The 16,217-nt window shown below is 72.6% G+C and carries 14 protein-coding genes; 12 read left to right on the top strand and 2 right to left on the bottom strand.

Annotation, left to right across the window (positions count from 1 at the left end; translation table 11 throughout):
- Window positions 1-119 precede the first annotated feature (119 nt).
- From ruvC to E1283_RS14880, 8 genes are all read left to right on the top strand, one after another.
- Window positions 120-674 carry a crossover junction endodeoxyribonuclease RuvC gene (gene ruvC, locus E1283_RS14915; RefSeq protein WP_132818514.1) on the top strand — a complete coding sequence of 185 codons (555 nt, stop codon included), beginning with the start codon at window positions 120-122 and terminating at the stop codon, window positions 672-674.
- On the top strand, window positions 671-1,297 hold the full coding sequence (gene ruvA / locus E1283_RS14910; protein ID WP_132818513.1) for a Holliday junction branch migration protein RuvA: 627 nt from the start codon (window positions 671-673) through the stop codon (window positions 1,295-1,297). The genes ruvC and ruvA overlap by 4 nt, the downstream gene beginning before the upstream one ends.
- Before the next feature lie 41 nt (window positions 1,298-1,338).
- Window positions 1,339-2,448 (top strand): Holliday junction branch migration DNA helicase RuvB, encoded by a 1,110-nt coding sequence (ruvB, locus tag E1283_RS14905; RefSeq protein ID WP_243744848.1) that lies wholly within the window; start codon window positions 1,339-1,341, stop codon window positions 2,446-2,448.
- Window positions 2,449-2,609: 161 nt separating this feature from the next.
- Entirely contained in the window at window positions 2,610-3,071 is a 462-nt protein-coding gene (yajC, locus tag E1283_RS14900) for a preprotein translocase subunit YajC (protein WP_132818512.1), read from the top strand.
- Between the two features lie 89 nt (window positions 3,072-3,160).
- Complete coding sequence (gene secD / locus E1283_RS14895; protein ID WP_425086174.1) at window positions 3,161-5,071, top strand: protein translocase subunit SecD; 1,911 nt, start codon at window positions 3,161-3,163, stop codon at window positions 5,069-5,071.
- A gap of 2 nt (window positions 5,072-5,073) precedes the next feature.
- Window positions 5,074-6,237, top strand: coding sequence for a protein translocase subunit SecF (gene secF / locus E1283_RS14890; protein WP_132818511.1), 1,164 nt, complete (start codon window positions 5,074-5,076; stop codon window positions 6,235-6,237).
- Window positions 6,234-6,809, top strand: coding sequence for an adenine phosphoribosyltransferase (locus tag E1283_RS14885; RefSeq protein WP_132818510.1), 576 nt, complete (start codon window positions 6,234-6,236; stop codon window positions 6,807-6,809). The genes secF and E1283_RS14885 overlap by 4 nt, the downstream gene beginning before the upstream one ends.
- 205 nt (window positions 6,810-7,014) lie before the next feature.
- Window positions 7,015-9,462, top strand: coding sequence for a RelA/SpoT family protein (locus E1283_RS14880; RefSeq protein WP_132818509.1), 2,448 nt, complete (start codon window positions 7,015-7,017; stop codon window positions 9,460-9,462).
- A 25-nt stretch (window positions 9,463-9,487) separates the two neighbouring features.
- Here E1283_RS14880 and E1283_RS14875 read toward each other — a convergent pair whose 3' ends face one another.
- A complete protein-coding gene (locus E1283_RS14875) occupies window positions 9,488-10,717 on the bottom strand; it encodes a DUF349 domain-containing protein (protein WP_132818508.1) in 1,230 nt (409 codons plus the stop codon).
- A 198-nt stretch (window positions 10,718-10,915) separates the two neighbouring features.
- Window positions 10,916-11,776, bottom strand: coding sequence for a peptidylprolyl isomerase (locus E1283_RS14870; RefSeq protein ID WP_132818507.1), 861 nt, complete (start codon window positions 11,774-11,776; stop codon window positions 10,916-10,918).
- Between the two features lie 201 nt (window positions 11,777-11,977).
- Between E1283_RS14870 and E1283_RS14865 the strand changes: the two genes are divergently transcribed.
- From E1283_RS14865 to E1283_RS14850, 4 genes are all read left to right on the top strand, one after another.
- On the top strand, window positions 11,978-12,691 hold the full coding sequence (locus E1283_RS14865; RefSeq protein ID WP_132818506.1) for an MBL fold metallo-hydrolase: 714 nt from the start codon (window positions 11,978-11,980) through the stop codon (window positions 12,689-12,691).
- A 21-nt stretch (window positions 12,692-12,712) separates the two neighbouring features.
- A complete protein-coding gene (hisS, locus tag E1283_RS14860) occupies window positions 12,713-13,975 on the top strand; it encodes a histidine--tRNA ligase (protein WP_132818505.1) in 1,263 nt (420 codons plus the stop codon).
- Between the two features lie 101 nt (window positions 13,976-14,076).
- Window positions 14,077-14,724, top strand: coding sequence for a vitamin K epoxide reductase family protein (locus E1283_RS14855; protein ID WP_425086175.1), 648 nt, complete (start codon window positions 14,077-14,079; stop codon window positions 14,722-14,724).
- A gap of 54 nt (window positions 14,725-14,778) precedes the next feature.
- On the top strand, window positions 14,779-16,217 hold a 1,439-nt coding region (locus tag E1283_RS14850), incomplete at its 3' end, for a replication-associated recombination protein A (RefSeq protein WP_132818503.1).

Here is a 16,217-nt window from a genome sequence, read left to right as displayed (position 1 = left end):
GGGATGCGGCGCCACGGGCCCGCCCGCTCCCACCGATTGTCGGTGGTGCCCGGTAGCCTCCTGAACGGCTGATCGGCCACGGCGGGTCACGTCGTGTGCGATCGCGAGAGGAGGGGCCGGTGCGGGTACTTGGGGTCGACCCCGGGCTGACGCGCTGTGGGGTGGGCGTGGTGGACGGCACAGCCGGCCGCCCCCTGCGCATGGCCGCGGTGGGCGTGGTCCGCACCCCGGCCGAGGAGGACACGGCCCGCCGGCTGGTCCTCGTCGAGCGGGGCATAGAGGCGTGGTTGGACGAGCACCAGCCCGAAGTCGTCGCCGTCGAGCGGGTGTTCAGCCAACACAACGTCCGCACCGTGATGGGCACCGCGCAGGCGAGCGCGGTCGCGATGCTCTGCGCAGCCCGGCGCGGCCTGCCCGTCGCGCTGCACACCCCGAGCGAGGTCAAGGCCGCCGTCACCGGCAACGGCCGCGCGGACAAGGCCCAGGTCGGCTCGATGGTGGTGCGGCTGCTCAGGCTCGACGCCATGCCCAAGCCGGCCGACGCCGCCGACGCCCTCGCGCTCGCCATCTGCCACATCTGGCGCGCCCCGGCCCAGCAGCGCCTCCAGCGGGCCTACACCGCGGCCCGCCGACCCCCCTCCCCGTCGAGCCCGAAGGGCGGCACCCCGTCTTGATCGCCTCCGTCGCAGGGCCGGTCGCCGCCCTCGCCCCGGACACCGCCGTGGTCGAGGTCGGCGGCGTCGGCATCGCCGTCCACTGCACCCCCGGCACCCTGGCCGGGCTGCGGGTCGGCGAGCCCGCCAGGCTCGCCACCTCGCTGGTCGTCAGGGAGGACTCGCTCACCCTCTACGGCTTCGCCGACGAGGACGAGCGCACCGTCTTCGAGCTGCTGCAGACCGCCAGCGGCGTCGGCCCCCGGCTCGCCCAGGCCATGCTCGCCGTCCACTCGCCCGACGCGCTGCGCCGGGCGGTCGCCGCCGGCGACGAGAAGGCGCTGACCGCCGTGCCGGGCATCGGCAAGAAGGGCGCCCAGAAGTTGCTGCTCGACCTGAAGGACCGGCTCGGCGAGCCCGTCGGCACCGTCGTCGCCCAGCGGGGCGCCACGGCCCCGGCCGCGGCCGGCTGGCGCGAGCAACTGCACCAGGCCCTCGTCGGCCTCGGCTACGCGCCCCGCGAGGCGGACCAGGCGATCGAGGCGGTGGCGCCGGCCGCCGAGGCCGAAGCCGGGGCGGGCGTCCAGCCGTCGGTGGGCCGGTTGCTGCGGGCCGCCCTGCAGAGCCTCAACCGCGCCCGATAACGCAACGCACGAGCACCACCGCATCGAGAGGGAAGGGCGGCATGCCGCAGCAGCCGAGCTGGGACGAGGAGACGAGCCACGGCGGGGCCGGAGCGGTCGGCGGCGAGGTCGCGGGGGAGGACCGGCTGGTCGACGCCGCCGCCGACCGCGACGACCTGGCCGTCGAGGCCGCGCTCCGCCCCAAGGACCTCGGCGAGTTCGTCGGCCAGACCCGGGTACGTGAACAGCTCGACCTGGTGCTGCGCGCCGCCAGGGCCCGCGGCGCCACCGCCGACCACGTGCTGCTCTCCGGCGCCCCCGGGCTCGGCAAGACCACGCTCTCCATGATCATCGCCGCCGAGATGGGCGCCCCGATCCGGATCACCTCCGGCCCCGCCATCCAGCACGCCGGCGACCTCGCCGCCATTCTCTCCTCGCTCACCGAGGGCGAGGTGCTCTTCCTCGACGAGATCCACCGGATGTCGAGGCCGGCCGAGGAGATGCTCTACATGGCCATGGAGGACTTCCGGGTCGACGTGATCGTCGGCAAGGGCCCGGGGGCCACCGCCATCCCGCTCGAGCTGCCGCCGTTCACCCTGGTCGGCGCCACCACCAGGGCCGGCCTGCTGCCGCCGCCGCTCCGCGACCGGTTCGGCTTCACCGGCCACATGGAGTTCTACGCCCCGGCCGAGCTCGAGCGGGTGCTGCACCGCTCGGCCGGGCTGTTGGGCGTCCACACCACGGACGAGGGCGCCGCCGAGATCGCCGGCCGCTCCCGCGGCACCCCCCGCATCGCCAACCGGCTGCTGCGCCGGGTCAGGGACTACGCGCAGGTCCGGGCGGACGGCGTGGTGAACCAGGAGTCCGCCGCCCGGGCGCTCGCCGTCTACGAGGTGGACGAGCGGGGTCTCGACCGCCTGGACCGGGCGGTGCTGCTGGCGCTGCTGAAGCTGTTCGGCGGCGGTCCGGTCGGCCTGGCCACGCTGGCCGTGGCGGTGGGGGAGGAGCGGGAGACGGTGGAGGAGGTCGCCGAACCGTTTCTGGTCAGGGAGGGCCTGCTCGCGCGGACCCCGAGGGGGCGGGTGGCGACCCCGGCGGCCTGGCGCCATCTCGGCATGGAACCGCCCCAGCAGCCGGCTCCCGGCGGACAAGAGGGACTGTTCGGGACGTGAGGGCGTGGATTTTCCCGATGGGGAACTCCGATAGCATCCGAGGCGTTGTTCCCCCGGTGCAGCTCGCCTAGACTCCGCCGATGCCGTCCCTATTCGAGGGCGGCGTGCCCACCCCCGAATAGAGGCCGCGGCAGCGGTCATACAAAGGAAATTCCTCCATCGTGGATATCGCGTTTCTCTTCCCATTCATTCTGCTCATCGGCGTCATGTTCCTGATGACGCGCTCGGCCAAGAACCGGCAGCGTCAGGCCATGGAGATGCGGGACGCGATGGAACCGGGCACCGGTGTGCGGACCATCGGCGGCATGTACGCCCAGGTCAAGGAAGTCCGTGAGGACACCGTGCTGCTCGAGCTCACCCCCGGTGTGCACGCCCTGTTCGCGAAGAACGCCATCGGTGCGGTCCTGGACGCCGACGAGTACGAGCGCATCATCACCGGCGCCGAGGAGGTCGACGACGAGGAGGCCCCGGTCGTCCCCGACGACGCCTCCTCGCTGACCGAGACCTCGGACGACACTGCCGAGGACCGGGTGGAGCTGGGCAAGGAGGGCGCCACGGCCGAGGCCGCGGCGGAGGAGCCCAAGAAGGACGACGGCGAGCGCGGCTCCAGGTCCGACAGCTGAGGGCGACGGCACCGGGCCGTCCGTAGTCATCCGCTGAACCGCGCGACGATCACCGCGCGCCGGTCGTTGGACAGAGAGAAGACGAGAAGGTGGCGACACCGAAGAAGGACCTCGGGTCCTCACGGAAGAGGGATCTCGGGTCCCGGGCAGCCCAGGGCAAGCCCGGGCGTGCCCTGTTCCTGATCGTGTTGATCATGGGCGGCCTCATCGGAGGGATGTTCGCCTCCGGGCACACCAGTCCCCGCCTGGGAATCGACCTCGCCGGCGGCACGAGCATCACGCTCTCCGCCGTGCCGGACGGCGACAACCAGGACGCGATCAACACGACCAACCTGAACACCGCCGTCAACATCATCGAGCGGCGGGTCAACGGTCTGGGTGTGTCGGAGGCCGAGGTCCAGACCCAGGGCGACCGGAACATCATCGTCAACATCCCCAAGGGCTCCGACGAGCAGCAGGCCAGGGAGCAGGTGGGCACCACCGCCGAGCTCGGGTTCCGGCCCGTGCTGAGCGCCACCTCCGCGCAGCCGCTCCCGGAGGACACCGGGGAGGGAACCGGCGACACGGGCGACACCGGGGAGACCGGTGACACCGAGGGCTCGGCCGACACGGGCGGCTCCGAGGAGACCGCGGACTCCGGCGACTCGGCGGACTCCCAGGACTCGGCCGGCACCGAGGGCGACACGGCTACCGAGGGTGACACGGGCGCCGAGTCCGACACCACCGACCAGGGCCTCGCCCCGCTCGGCCAGGGCGGGTCCGCCACCACCGCGAGCAACGCCTCCTTCACCACCGACCAGGCGGACGAGGGCGACACCGGCGGCGACACGGGTGACACCGGTGGCGACGCGGGCGACGCCGCGACCGACCCCGCGCAGCAGGAGGCCGCCGAGCTCCAGGCGCAGCTCGACGCGCTGGACTGCAGCACCGACGAGGCGCGGCTGGCGTCCAGCCGGGCGGCCGGCCAGGCCGACCCCGAGGAGCCCATCGTCGCCTGCTACCCGGACCAGGACGCCAAGTACGCCCTGGGCCCGGTGGCCGTTCCCGGCACCGACGTCACCGACGCCAGCGCCGTCTACGACACCCAGCGCGGTCAGGGCTGGATCGTCCAGATGGAGTTCAGCACCGCGGGCGCCGGCAGGTTCGCCGACGTCACCGCCGACCTGGCCACCCAGGTCCAGCCGATGAACCAGTTCGCGATCGTGCTGGACGGCGAGGTCGTCTCCGCGCCCAGCGTCTCCGAGCGCCTCGGCGGCGGTCGGGCCGAGATCTCCGGCAGCTTCACCCAGGAGACCTCCGAGGACCTGGCCAACATCCTGAAGTACGGCGCGCTGCCCCTCAGCTTCGAGGAGGCCAGCGTCTCCACCGTCTCCCCGACGCTGGGTGGCGAGCAGCTGGAGGCCGGTCTGATCGCCGGCGGCATCGGCCTCGCCCTCGTGGTGATCTACATGCTGGTCTACTACCGGGGTCTCTCGCTGATCGCGGTCGCCAGCCTGCTGGTCTCCACCGTCCTCACCTACACGCTCATGTCGCTCCTCGGCCCGGCCATCGGCTTCGCGCTGAACCTGCCGGCCGTCTGCGGCGCCATCGTGGCCATCGGCATCACGGCCGACTCGTTCATCGTGTACTTCGAACGGATAAGGGACGAGGTCAGGGAGGGCCGCAGCCTGCGGCCCGCGGTGGAGCGTGCCTGGCCGCGGGCCCGGCGCACCATCCTGGTCTCGGACTTCGTCTCCTTCCTCGCCGCGGCCGTGCTCTTCGTGGTCACCGTGGGCAAGGTGCAGGGCTTCGCCTTCACCCTCGGCCTGACCACCCTGCTCGACGTGGTGGTGGTCTTCCTCTTCACCAAGCCGCTGATGACGCTGCTGGCCCGGCGCAAGTTCTTCTCCAGCGGGCACAGCTGGTCCGGCCTCGATCCCAAGCGGCTCGGCGCCCGCACGCCGTTCCGCGGCGCGCGCCGCGGTCCGGCCCCCGTCCAGCCCGACGTGAAGGAGGCGTGAGCATGTCACGGCTCGGCGATCTTGGAGCCCGGCTGTACCGCGGCGAAATCGGCGTCGACTTCGTCGGCAGGCGGAAGATCTGGTACGGCGTCTCGGTCCTGATCACCGTCCTGGCGTTCGCCGGGGTGTTGATCCGCGGGCTGCACATGGGCGTGGAGTTCGAGGGCGGCGCGGTGTTCACCACCTCGGCCACCGAGGTCTCCGTCGAGGAGGCCCGCGAGGTCGCGGAGGAGGCGTCGGGCAGCCAGGCGTTGGTGCAGACCCTGGGCGACGACGGCTCGATGCGGATCCAGGTCAGCGGCCTGGACACCGATCAGTCGAACGCCACCAGGGAGGCGCTCGCCGAGGAGCTCGGCATCCCGACCGACAGCCTCAACGCCGAGGTGATCGGCCCCAGCTGGGGTGACCAGATCGCCAACAAGGCGTGGCAGGGCCTGGGTATCTTCCTCGTGCTGGTGGTGATCTACCTCGCCATCGCCTTCGAGTGGCGGATGGCCCTGGCCGCGCTCATCGCCCTGATCCACGACCTCACGATCACGGTCGGCGTCTACGCGCTGGTCGGCTTCGAGGTCACCCCGGGCACCGTGATCGGCCTGCTCACCATCCTCGGTTACTCGCTCTACGACACCGTCGTCGTCTTCGACGGCCTCAAGGAGCAGACCAGGCACTTCACCCGGCAGACCCGCTACACCTACGCGGAGCTGGCCAACCGCAGCCTGAACGGCACCCTGGTGCGCTCCATCAACACCTCGGTGGTCGCGCTGCTCCCGGTGGGGGCCCTGCTCTTCATCGGCGGTGGCCTGCTGGGCGGCGGCATGCTCAACGACATCGCCCTCTCGCTCTTCGTCGGCCTGACCGCCGGCGCCTACTCCTCGATCGTGATCGCCACCCCGCTGGTCTCCGACCTCAAGTCGCGGGAGCCGGAGGTCAGGGCCCAGGACAAGCGCGTCCTCGCCAAGCGGGCGAAGCGCGCCGACGGCGCCGAGGGCGAGGAGCACCCGGAGGACGAGGCCGTGGCGTCCGGTGCCGAGGCGGACGACGAGCCGGTCGAGCCCGCCGACGACGAGTCGGCGGCGCCGGCCGGAGTCGGCGCCCCGCGCGGACCGCGCCGCCAGCCGGCGGCCCGCTCCCGCGGCCGCGGCCGGCCCTCGGGGAAGCGGCGGTGAGCCCGCAGGCCGAGGCCTCGCCTGCCTCGTCCCGCCCGGCTCTCGCCGACCTGCTGCTGAGCCGCATCAGGGACGTGCCGGACTACCCGCAGCCCGGGGTCCTCTTCAAGGACATCACCCCGCTGCTCGCCGACCCGGAGGCGCTGACCGCCCTCACCGACGAGCTCGCGGCGTTCTCCCTGGCCCAGGGCGCCACCAAGGTGGTCGGTCTGGAGGCGCGCGGCTTCATCCTGGCCGCACCGGTCGCCGTCCGCGCCGGCATGGGCTTCGTGCCGGTCCGCAAGGCCGGCAAGCTGCCCGGCGCCACGCTGGCCCAGTCCTACGAGCTGGAGTACGGCACCGCGGAGATGGAGATCCACGCCGAGGACCTGACCCCGGACGACCGGGTGCTGATCATCGACGACGTGCTGGCCACCGGCGGCACCGCGGAGGCGGCCATCCACCTGATCCGGCGCACCGGAGCCCAGCTGGCCGGTTTGGCCGTGCTGATGGAGCTGACGTTCCTGTCCGGCCGCGACCGGGTGACCGGGGCGCTGGGCGAGGCCCCCTACCAGGCCCTGCTCACCGTGTGAGTCCCCACCGCTACGCGCCCGGGCCCCGCCGAGAAGGCGGAGCCCGGGCGCGTACGCCTGTCCGGCGCGAGCGGTCGGCCAGACCTCGTTACGATGGCAGTCCGATCGTTACCCGGCCGGACTCCGCCTTGGGCCCGTGTGACCCAGGAGGACCGTTCCCTTTCCCGGCCGCCCATGGCGGGGAAGGGCCCGCAGAGGAGTGCCCTTGCCAGACGACGCCCAGCCGCTCACCTCGGCTCAGCGGAAGAACTCGAAGCCGTCGACCCTCGGCTGGCGGGAGGGCGCGGACACCCGCGCCCAGCCGCCGGCCCCGCAGCCCACGGCCGCGGTCTCCGGCGTCTCCGGTCGCTCCGGCTCCTCCAACCGCGTGCGGGCCAGGCTCGCCCGGCTGGGCGTCCAGCGCTCCACCCCGTACAACCCGGTGCTCGAACCGCTGCTCCGCGTCGTCCGTGCCAACGACCCCAAGGCCGACACGGCGGCCCTGCGTCAGATCGAGCGCGCCTACCAGGTGGCCGAGCGCTGGCACCGCGGCCAGAAGCGCAAGAGCGGCGACCCGTACATCACCCACCCGCTGGCCGTCACCACCATCCTGGCCGAGCTCGGCATGGACGCGGCGACGCTGATGGCCGGCCTGCTGCACGACACCGTCGAGGACACCGAGTACGGCCTCGACACCCTGCGGCGCGACTTCGGCGACCAGGTCGCGCTGCTCGTCGACGGCGTCACCAAGCTCGACAAGGTCAAGTTCGGCGAGGCGGCGCAGGCCGAGACCGTCCGCAAGATGGTCGTGGCCATGGCGAAGGACCCCAGGGTCCTGGTGATCAAGCTCGCGGACCGGCTGCACAACATGCGCACCATGCGCTTCCTCAAGCGCGAGAAGCAGGAGCAGAAGGCCCGCGAGACGCTGGAGATCTACGCTCCGCTGGCCCACCGGCTCGGCATGAACACCATCAAGTGGGAGCTGGAGGACCTGGCCTTCGCCATCCTCTACCCCAAGATGTACGACGAGATCGTGCGGCTGGTCGCCGAGCGCGCGCCCAAGCGCGACGAGTACCTGGCCACCGTGATCGACGAGGTGCAGGCCGACCTGCGGGGGGCCCGGATCAAGGCCACCGTCACCGGTCGGCCCAAGCACTACTACAGCGTCTACCAGAAGATGATCGTGCGCGGCCGGGACTTCGCCGAGATCTACGACCTGGTGGGCATCCGGGTCCTGGTGGACACGGTCCGTGACTGCTACGCGGCGCTCGGCACGGTGCACGCCCGGTGGAACCCGGTGCCCGGCCGGTTCAAGGACTACATCGCGATGCCCAAGTTCAACATGTACCAGTCGCTGCACACGACGGTCATAGGACCCGGGGGCAAGCCGGTCGAGCTGCAGATCCGCACCTTCGACATGCACCGCCGCGCCGAGTTCGGCATCGCGGCCCACTGGAAGTACAAGCAGCAGGCCGTCGCCGGCGCCTCCAAGGTGCGCACCGACGCGCCCAGGAAGGGCGAGCGGCGCGGCGGCCGCAGCACCGTCGACGACATGGCCTGGCTGCGCCAGCTGCTCGACTGGCAGAAGGAGACCGAGGACCCGGGGGAGTTCCTGGAGTCGCTGCGCTTCGACCTGTCGCGCAACGAGGTCTTCGTCTTCACGCCCAAGGGCGACGTGATCGCGCTCCCCGCCGGCGCCACCCCGGTGGACTTCGGCTACGCGGTGCACACCGAGGTGGGCCATCGCACCATAGGGGCCAAGGTCAACGGTCGCCTGGTGCCGTTGGAGTCCACGCTGGACAACGGCGACACGGTGGAGATCTTCACCTCCAAGGCCGACGGCGCCGGGCCCTCCCGCGACTGGCTCGGCTTCGTCAAGTCGCCGCGGGCGCGGAACAAGATCCGGGGCTGGTTCTCCAGGGAGCGCCGGGACGAGGCCATCGAGCAGGGCAAGGACTCCATCGCCCGCGCCGTGCGCAAGCAGAACCTGCCCATCCAGCACGTGCTCAGCGGTGACGCCCTGGTCACCCTGGCCCACGAGATGCGCTACCCCGACATCTCCTCGCTCTACGCCGCCATCGGCGAGGGCCACGTCTCGGCGCACAGCGTGGTGCAGAAGCTGGTCCAGGCGGTCGGCGGCGAGGAGGCCGCCAACGAGGACATCGCCGAGTCGGCGCCGCCGGTGCCCGTCCGCAGCAAGCGGCGCAGCAACGCCGACCCCGGTGTGGTGGTCAAGGGCGTGGACGACCTCTGGGTCAAGCTCGCCCGCTGCTGCACCCCCGTGCCGGGCGACCCGATCATCGGCTTCGTCACCCGGGGCAACGGCGTCTCGGTGCACCGTGCCGACTGCGTCAACGTCGACTCGCTGTCCCGGGAGCCCGAGCGGATCCTGGACGTCGAGTGGGCGCCCACCCAGTCCTCGGTGTTCCTGGTGGCCATCCAGGTCGAGGCGCTCGACCGGTCCCGGCTGCTGTCCGACGTGACACGGGTGCTCTCCGACCAGCACGTCAACATCCTGTCGGCCGCCGTGCAGACGTCGCGGGACCGGGTGGCCACCTCCCGGTTCACCTTCGAGATGGGCGACCCGAAGCACCTCGGGCACGTGCTGAAGGCCGTGCGGGGCGTGGAGGGCGTCTACGACGTCTACCGGGTCACCTCGTCCCGCCGCTCCTGAGCGGCCGCCGTCGGTCGGGTGTCGGTCAGCCGCCGAACTCGGCGAGCCCCTTGAGCGCCTGGTCGAGCAGGGCCTGCCGCCCGGCGAGCTCCTGCTCCAGCTTGTCGGCCTTGGCCGTGTTGCCCGCGGCCCTGGCCTTCTCCGCCTGCTGCCGCAGCCGGTCCACCGCGTCCTGGAGCTGCCCCGTGAGACCGGCGGCCCGCGCCCGCGCCTCCGGGTTGGTGCGCCGCCACTCGGTCTCCTCGGCCTCCGAGACGGCCCGGTCCACCGCGCCCATCCGGCCCTCGATCGCGGGCCTCGCGTCGCGCGGCACGTGGCCGATGGCCTCCCAGCGCTCGCCGATCGACCGCAACGCGGCCCTGGCGGCCCGCAGGTCCGTGATCGGAAGCAGCTTCTCGGCCTCCGCCGCCAGTTCCTCCTTGCGGGCCAGGTTGTCCCGCTGCTCGGCGTCACGCTCGGCGAACGTCGAGCCCCTGGCCTGGAAGAACACGTCCTGCGCGGCCCGGAAGCGGGCCCACAGGTCCTCCTCCGCGTCCCGCTGCGCCCGGCCGGCGGCCTTCCACTCCCGCATCAGGTCGCGGTAGCGGGCCGCGGTCGTGCCCCAGTCCGTGGAGTCGGAGAGCGCCTCAGCCTCGGCGATCAGCTTCTCCTTGCGCCGCCTGGTGTCCTCGCGCTGCGTGTCGAGCGCCGCGAAGTGCGCCTTCCGCCGCTTCGAGAAGGCGGACCGCGCCTGCGAGAAGCGGTGCCACAGCTCGTCGTCCGTCTTGCGGTCGAGCCGGGGCAGGCCCTTCCAGGTGTCGACGAGACCCCGCAGCCGCTCGCCCGCCGTCCGCCACTGGTCGCTCGCCGCCAGCTCCTCGGCCTCGGCGACCAGCGCCTCCTTGGCGCCCCTGGCCTCCTCCGACTGCCTGGCCCTGGCCGCCTTGCGCTCCTCGCGGCGGGCGTCGACCACGCCCGTCAGCTCGTCGAGACGCCCGGAGAGCGACGCGAGGTCGCCGACCGCGTGCCCCGCGTCGACCTGCTCCCGCAGGTGGCCGATGGCCGTCGTCGCGTCCTTGGCGGAGAGGTCGGTCGTCTTGACCCGACGCTCCAGCAGCTCGATCTCCACCACGAGGCCCTCGAACTTGCGCTCGAAATAGGCCAGCGCCTCGTCCGGGGAACCGGCCTGCCAGGAGCCGACGACCTTCTCGCCATCGGCCGTCCGCACGTAAACGGTCCCCGTCTCGTCAACGCGGCCCCACGGCTCGCTGCTCACAGCGCCTCCTCGTTTGATGCCCGCGGGGGAATGTGACGCCCCCGGCATCGTCCACAGTTCTCGTCCGGTGCAACCGGCTGTCGGGCCCGCCTGACCGGCGAAGGGACCCTCCACAACGCCAACATAGGCGACGCCCCGCCCGGCTGTCCGCACCTTGCCGCGTGGAAATTGGCCCCCGGGCACCCGACGCCGTTTGGCTCAGCCCCCGGTGGCCGGTTCCACCGTGGCCTCGTCGACCACCACGGTCGCATAGGGCGCGGTGTTGCCGGTCGTCGGGTCCGGCGGCGCGGCACCGGTGGTGGCGATGGTCTCCAGCACGTCCATGCCGGCCGTCACCTGGCCGAAGGGGGTGTAGTCGGGCGGCAGCTGGCTGTCCTGGTAGACGAGGAAGAACTGGCTGCCGCCCGAGTCACGCCCGCTGTCGGTCGAGGCGTCGTAGGTGTTGGCCATGGCCACCGTGCCGGCCGGGTAGACGCCGTCCGCGAGCTCGGGGGCGTCCAGGTTCTCGTCCGGGATGGTGTACCCGGGACCGCCCTGCCCCGAGCCGGTCGGGTCCCCGCACTGCAGCACGTAGATGCCCTCGGTCACCAGCCGGTGGCACGGCGAGTGGTCGAGGTAGCCCTCGCCCGCCAGGAAGGCGAACGAGTTCACGGTCCGCGGGGCCGCCCCGGCGTCCATCGTGATCTCGATGTCGCCGCAGGTGGTGGCGAGCCGCATCACGTAGCCCGCTCCCTCGTCCACCGCCATCTCGGGCTCGGCGTCCCACTGGCCGGTCGACGGCTCGCCCTCGGCCGGCGCCTCGCACGGGTCCGCCGGCGGGTCGCTCGGCTCCTCGGCCGGATCGGTGGTCGGCTGGTCGTCCGCCACCTCCTCCGTGCCGTCGTCGTCGCGGTTGAGCATCACGAGCGCCGTGCCACCGCCGGCCACCACGAGCACCAGCAGCGCGCTCAACAGGACCCGGCGCCGGCGCCCCCGCCGCACCCGGTCGTTCCTGCGCTCCGCCTGCCGCTCGAACTTGGCCCGTGCCAGCTGCTTCCGCCGCTGATCCCTGCTGACCACCGCGCACTCCTCCCACCAACCGGCCTGCTTCGACTGACCTGTGGGCGTACCGTATACGGGTTCGCCCGCGTCGTACCGTCGCCGGTAGGCTCTTGGCCCGGGACGGCCCGGATCCGACCCGAACCCGATCCCGCGCACCGACGACGCGCGATCGGGTTCAACGTGTAGCCGAAGCCGCGTAACGACGACCTAAGGACGACCGTGCTCATCGCTGGCTTCCCCGCCGGAGCCTGGGGGACGAACTGCTATCTGGTCGCCCCGGGGGCGGGCGAGGAGTGCGTCATCGTCGACCCGGGCCACCAGGCGGCCCCCGGGGTCGAGGAGACCATCGCCAAGCACCGCCTCAAGCCCGTCGCCGTCGTCCTCACCCACGGCCACCTCGACCACGTGGCCTCGGTCGTCCCGGTCTGCGGCGCGCACGACGTGCCCGCCTGGCTGCACCCCGAGGACCGCTACATGCTGACCGACCCCGGCAGGGCGCTCGGCATGCGGATCGGACAACCGCTGCTCGGCGACCTCACCATCGGCGAGCCGGACGACCTGCGGGAGCTGACCGACGGCGCCCACCTCGAACTGGCCGGCCTCTCGTTCACCGTCGCGCACGCCCCCGGCCATACCAGGGGGTCGGTGACCTTCCGGCTGCCCGAGCTCGCCGACGTCCCGTCGGTGCTCTTCTCGGGCGACCTGCTGTTCGCCGGCTCCATCGGACGCACCGACCTCCCCGGCGGTGACCACGCCGAGATCCTGCGGTCGCTGACCCGTGTCTGCCTCCCGCTCGACGACTCGACCGTGGTGCTGTCCGGGCACGGCCCGCAGACCACCATCGGCCGCGAGCGCGCCAGCAACCCGTTCCTGCGGGAGCTGGCCGCCGGCCACGGGGCCGCCGAGCAGGCGCCCCCGCGACAAGGAATGTGAAGAAACCACGCAGTGAGTACCGTGAGCACCTTCTCCGCCCCCAAGGGCACCTACGACCTGCTCCCGCCCGACTCGGCGACCGTCCTCGCCGTCCGCGAGGCACTCGCCGCGCCGCTGCGCCGCGCCGGCTACGGCTACGTCGAGACGCCGGGCTTCGAGCACGTGGAGCTGTTCTCCCGCGGCGTCGGCGAGTCCACCGACATCGTGACCAAGGAGATGTACACCCTCACCACCAAGGGCGGCTCCCAGCTCGCGCTGCGCCCCGAGGGCACCGCGTCCGTGCTGCGCGCCGCGCTCCAGGCCAACCTGCACCGGGCCGGCGGGCTGCCCGTCAAGCTCTGGTACTCCGGCTCCTACTACCGCTACGAGCGGCCGCAGGCCGGGCGCTACCGGCACTTCTCGCAGGTCGGCGCCGAGGCGCTGGGCACCGAGGACCCCGCGCTCGACGCCGAGCTGATCATCCTCGCCGCCGACGCCTACCGCTCGCTCGGGCTCGGCGGCGTGCGGCTGCTGCTCAACTCGCTCGGCGACCGCGAGTGCCGCCCCGCCTACCGGGCCAGCCTCCAGGAGTTCCTGCGCGGCCTCGACCTGGACGAGGAGACCAGGGCCAGGATCGAGATCAACCCGCTGCGGGTGCTCGACGACAAGCGCCAGGACGTCCAGCGTCAACTCGTCGGCGCCCCGATGATGCGTGATCACCTGTGCGAGGCGTGCAAGGAGTACCACGAACGGGTGCGCGAGCTGCTGACCGCCGCGGGCGTCGCCTTCACCGACGACGAGCGACTGGTCCGCGGCCTCGACTACTACACGCGCACCACCTTCGAGTTCGTCCACGACGGCCTGGGCGCGCAGTCCGCGGTCGGCGGCGGCGGCCGCTACGACGGCCTCTCCGAGATGATCGGCGGCCCGCCGCTGCCCTCGGTCGGCTGGGCGCTCGGCGTGGACCGGATCGTGCTCGCGCTCCGCGCCGAGGGCGTGGAGCTGCCGCTGCCGGCGAACACCCAGGTCTTCGCGGTGCCGCTCGGCGAGGAGGCGAGGAGCGAACTCTTCGCCCTCGTCACCGAGTTGCGCCGGTCCGGGCTCGCGGCGGACTTCGCCTACGGCGGGCGGGGCGTGAAGGCCGCCATGAAGGCCGCCAACCGCAGCGGCGCCCGGTTCGCCGTGGTGGCCGGCGAGCGGGACCTGGCCGAGGGCGTCGTCCAGCTCAAGGACCTGGAGAGCGGGGACCAGGAGCCGGTGACCCGGGACGGGATCGCCGCCGAGCTGGTCCGCCGGCTCGGCTGAGCCCCGGCCGGGACCATCGCCCGGGGTCCTTCGTCCGTTGACGGCGGAGGGTGCACGGTGCGTCACTGGTGCAGAATGGACCGGTACCCGTGACCGAGCGGATGGGCGATATGGCTTCGGCAGTAGATGAGGTGCGGACCGAGCGACCGGCCGCGCCGAGCGGTGAGCGGCAGGGCGTCGGCGCGGGGCGCGGCTTCGCGCTGCTGCTCGTCGTCACCGGGTTCGCGGGGCTGCTGGCGTCCTGGGTGATCACCCTGGACAAGTTCCACCTCCTCGAGGACCCGAACTTCACGCCGGCGTGCAGCCTCAACCCCGTGATCTCGTGCGGCAGCATCATGGAGAGCGACCAGGCGTCGGCCTTCGGCTTCCCCAACCCGATGCTGGGGCTCGTCGCCTACGGCTCGGTGATCACCATCGGGGCCGGCCTGCTGTCCGGCGCCCGCTACCGGCGCTGGTTCTGGCTCGGGCTGCAGGGTGGCACGCTCTTCGGCGTCGGCTTCTGCACCTGGCTCCAGTACCAGTCGCTGTACGAGATCAACGCGCTGTGCCTGTGGTGCTGCCTGGCCTGGGTCGCCACCATCGTCATGTTCTGGTACACGACGGTGCACAACGTCCGGCAGGGCGTCCTGCGGGCGCCGAGCGGCGTCCGGAGCGCGCTGGACGAGTTCCACTGGCTGCTGCCCGCGGTGCACGTCGGGATCATCGGCATGCTGATCCTGACCCGCTGGTGGGACTTCTGGACCAGCTGACCGGCCGCGGCCGGCCGGCGGCCACTGTCAGTGGGGTGGCTTAGGGTCGGGGGCGTGGAAGCCGACCTGTTCACCGCGGCCGCCGAGGAGCGCGCCGAGCGGAACCCCACGGGCCGTCCGCTGGCCGTCCGGATGCGTCCCCGCACGCTCGACGAAGTCGTCGGCCAGCAGCATCTGCTGCGGCCGGGCTCACCGCTGCGGCGGCTGGTCGGCGAGGGCGCCGGCGGCCCGGCCGGGCCCTCCTCGGTGATCCTCTGGGGTCCCCCCGGCACCGGAAAGACCACGCTGGCCCATGTGGTCAGCCGGGCCACCGACAAGCGGTTCACCGAGCTGTCGGCCATCACCGCCGGCGTCAAGGAAGTACGCACGGTGATCGACGGCGCGCGGCGCGCCTCCGGCGGCTACGGCAAGGACACCGTCCTCTTCCTCGACGAGATCCACCGCTTCAGCAAGGCCCAGCAGGACTCGCTGCTCCCCGCCGTCGAGAACCGCTGGGTCACGCTGATCGCCGCCACCACGGAGAACCCGTACTTCTCGGTGATCTCGCCGCTGCTCTCCCGCTCCCTGCTGCTGACGCTCGAACCGCTCACGGAGGACGACCTGCGCGGCCTGCTGCGCCGCGCCGTGGCCGACGAGCGCGGCCTGGCGGGCTCCGTCGTGCTGCCGACCGACACCGAGGAGATGCTGCTTCGGATCGCCGGCGGCGACGCGCGCCGCGCGCTCACCGCGCTGGAGGCCGGCGCGGGCGCGGCGCTGGCCAAGGGCGAGTCGGAGATCGCCCTCGCCACGCTGGAGACCGCCGTCGACCGGGCGGCCGTCACGTACGACCGGGACGGCGACCAGCACTACGACGTGGCCAGCGCGCTGATCAAGTCCATCCGCGGCTCCGACGTGGACGCGGCGCTGCACTACCTCGCCAGGATGATCGAGGCCGGCGAGGACCCGCGCTTCATCGCCAGGCGGCTGATGATCTCCGCCAGCGAGGACATCGGCATGGCGGACCCGACCGCCCTGCCGACGGCCGTGGCGGCGGCCCAGGCGGTGGCCATGATCGGCTTCCCCGAGGCCGCGATCACCCTCGGCCACGCCACGATCGCCCTGGCCCTGGCGCCCAAGTCCAACGCGGCCGTCGTCGCGATCGGCGAGGCCCAGGCCGACGTCCGGGCCGGCCTCGCCGGCCCGGTGCCGGCCCACCTGCGGGACAGCCACTACGGCGGCGCCGGCAAGCTGGGCCACGGCGAGGGCTACCAGTACCCCCACGACGTCCCCGGCGGCATCGCCGCCCAGCAGTACGCGCCGGACGCGCTCCAGGGCAAGCGGTACTACCGGCCGACGACGCACGGGGCGGAGGCGCGGTTCACGGAGATACTGGCGCGGGTGGCACCGCGAGCCACGCCGTCACCTGGGACCGGCGACACTCGTCCGCCGACGCCTGCGACGAGGGCCCGGGGCGGGCCGCGGCGCCCGGCACCTACCTGGCCGAGGTGGAACTG

The sequence above is a fragment of the Streptomyces hainanensis genome (assembly GCF_004348415.1).
In the GTDB taxonomy this organism is placed as follows: Bacteria; Actinomycetota; Actinomycetes; order Streptomycetales; family Streptomycetaceae; genus Streptomyces; species Streptomyces hainanensis.
Note: the sequence above shows the minus strand (reverse complement) of the source record. Positions and strands in the feature narration are given on the sequence as shown.

Excerpts from the sequence above, each read along its gene's own strand:
- ruvB (WP_243744848.1), top strand. The coding sequence starts at position 1,339 with ATGCCGCAGCAGCCGAGCTGGGACGAGGAGACGAGCCACGGCGGGGCC.
- secF (WP_132818511.1), top strand. The coding sequence starts at position 5,074 with ATGTCACGGCTCGGCGATCTTGGAGCCCGGCTGTACCGCGGCGAAATC.
- E1283_RS14855 (WP_425086175.1), top strand. The coding sequence starts at position 14,077 with ATGGGCGATATGGCTTCGGCAGTAGATGAGGTGCGGACCGAGCGACCG.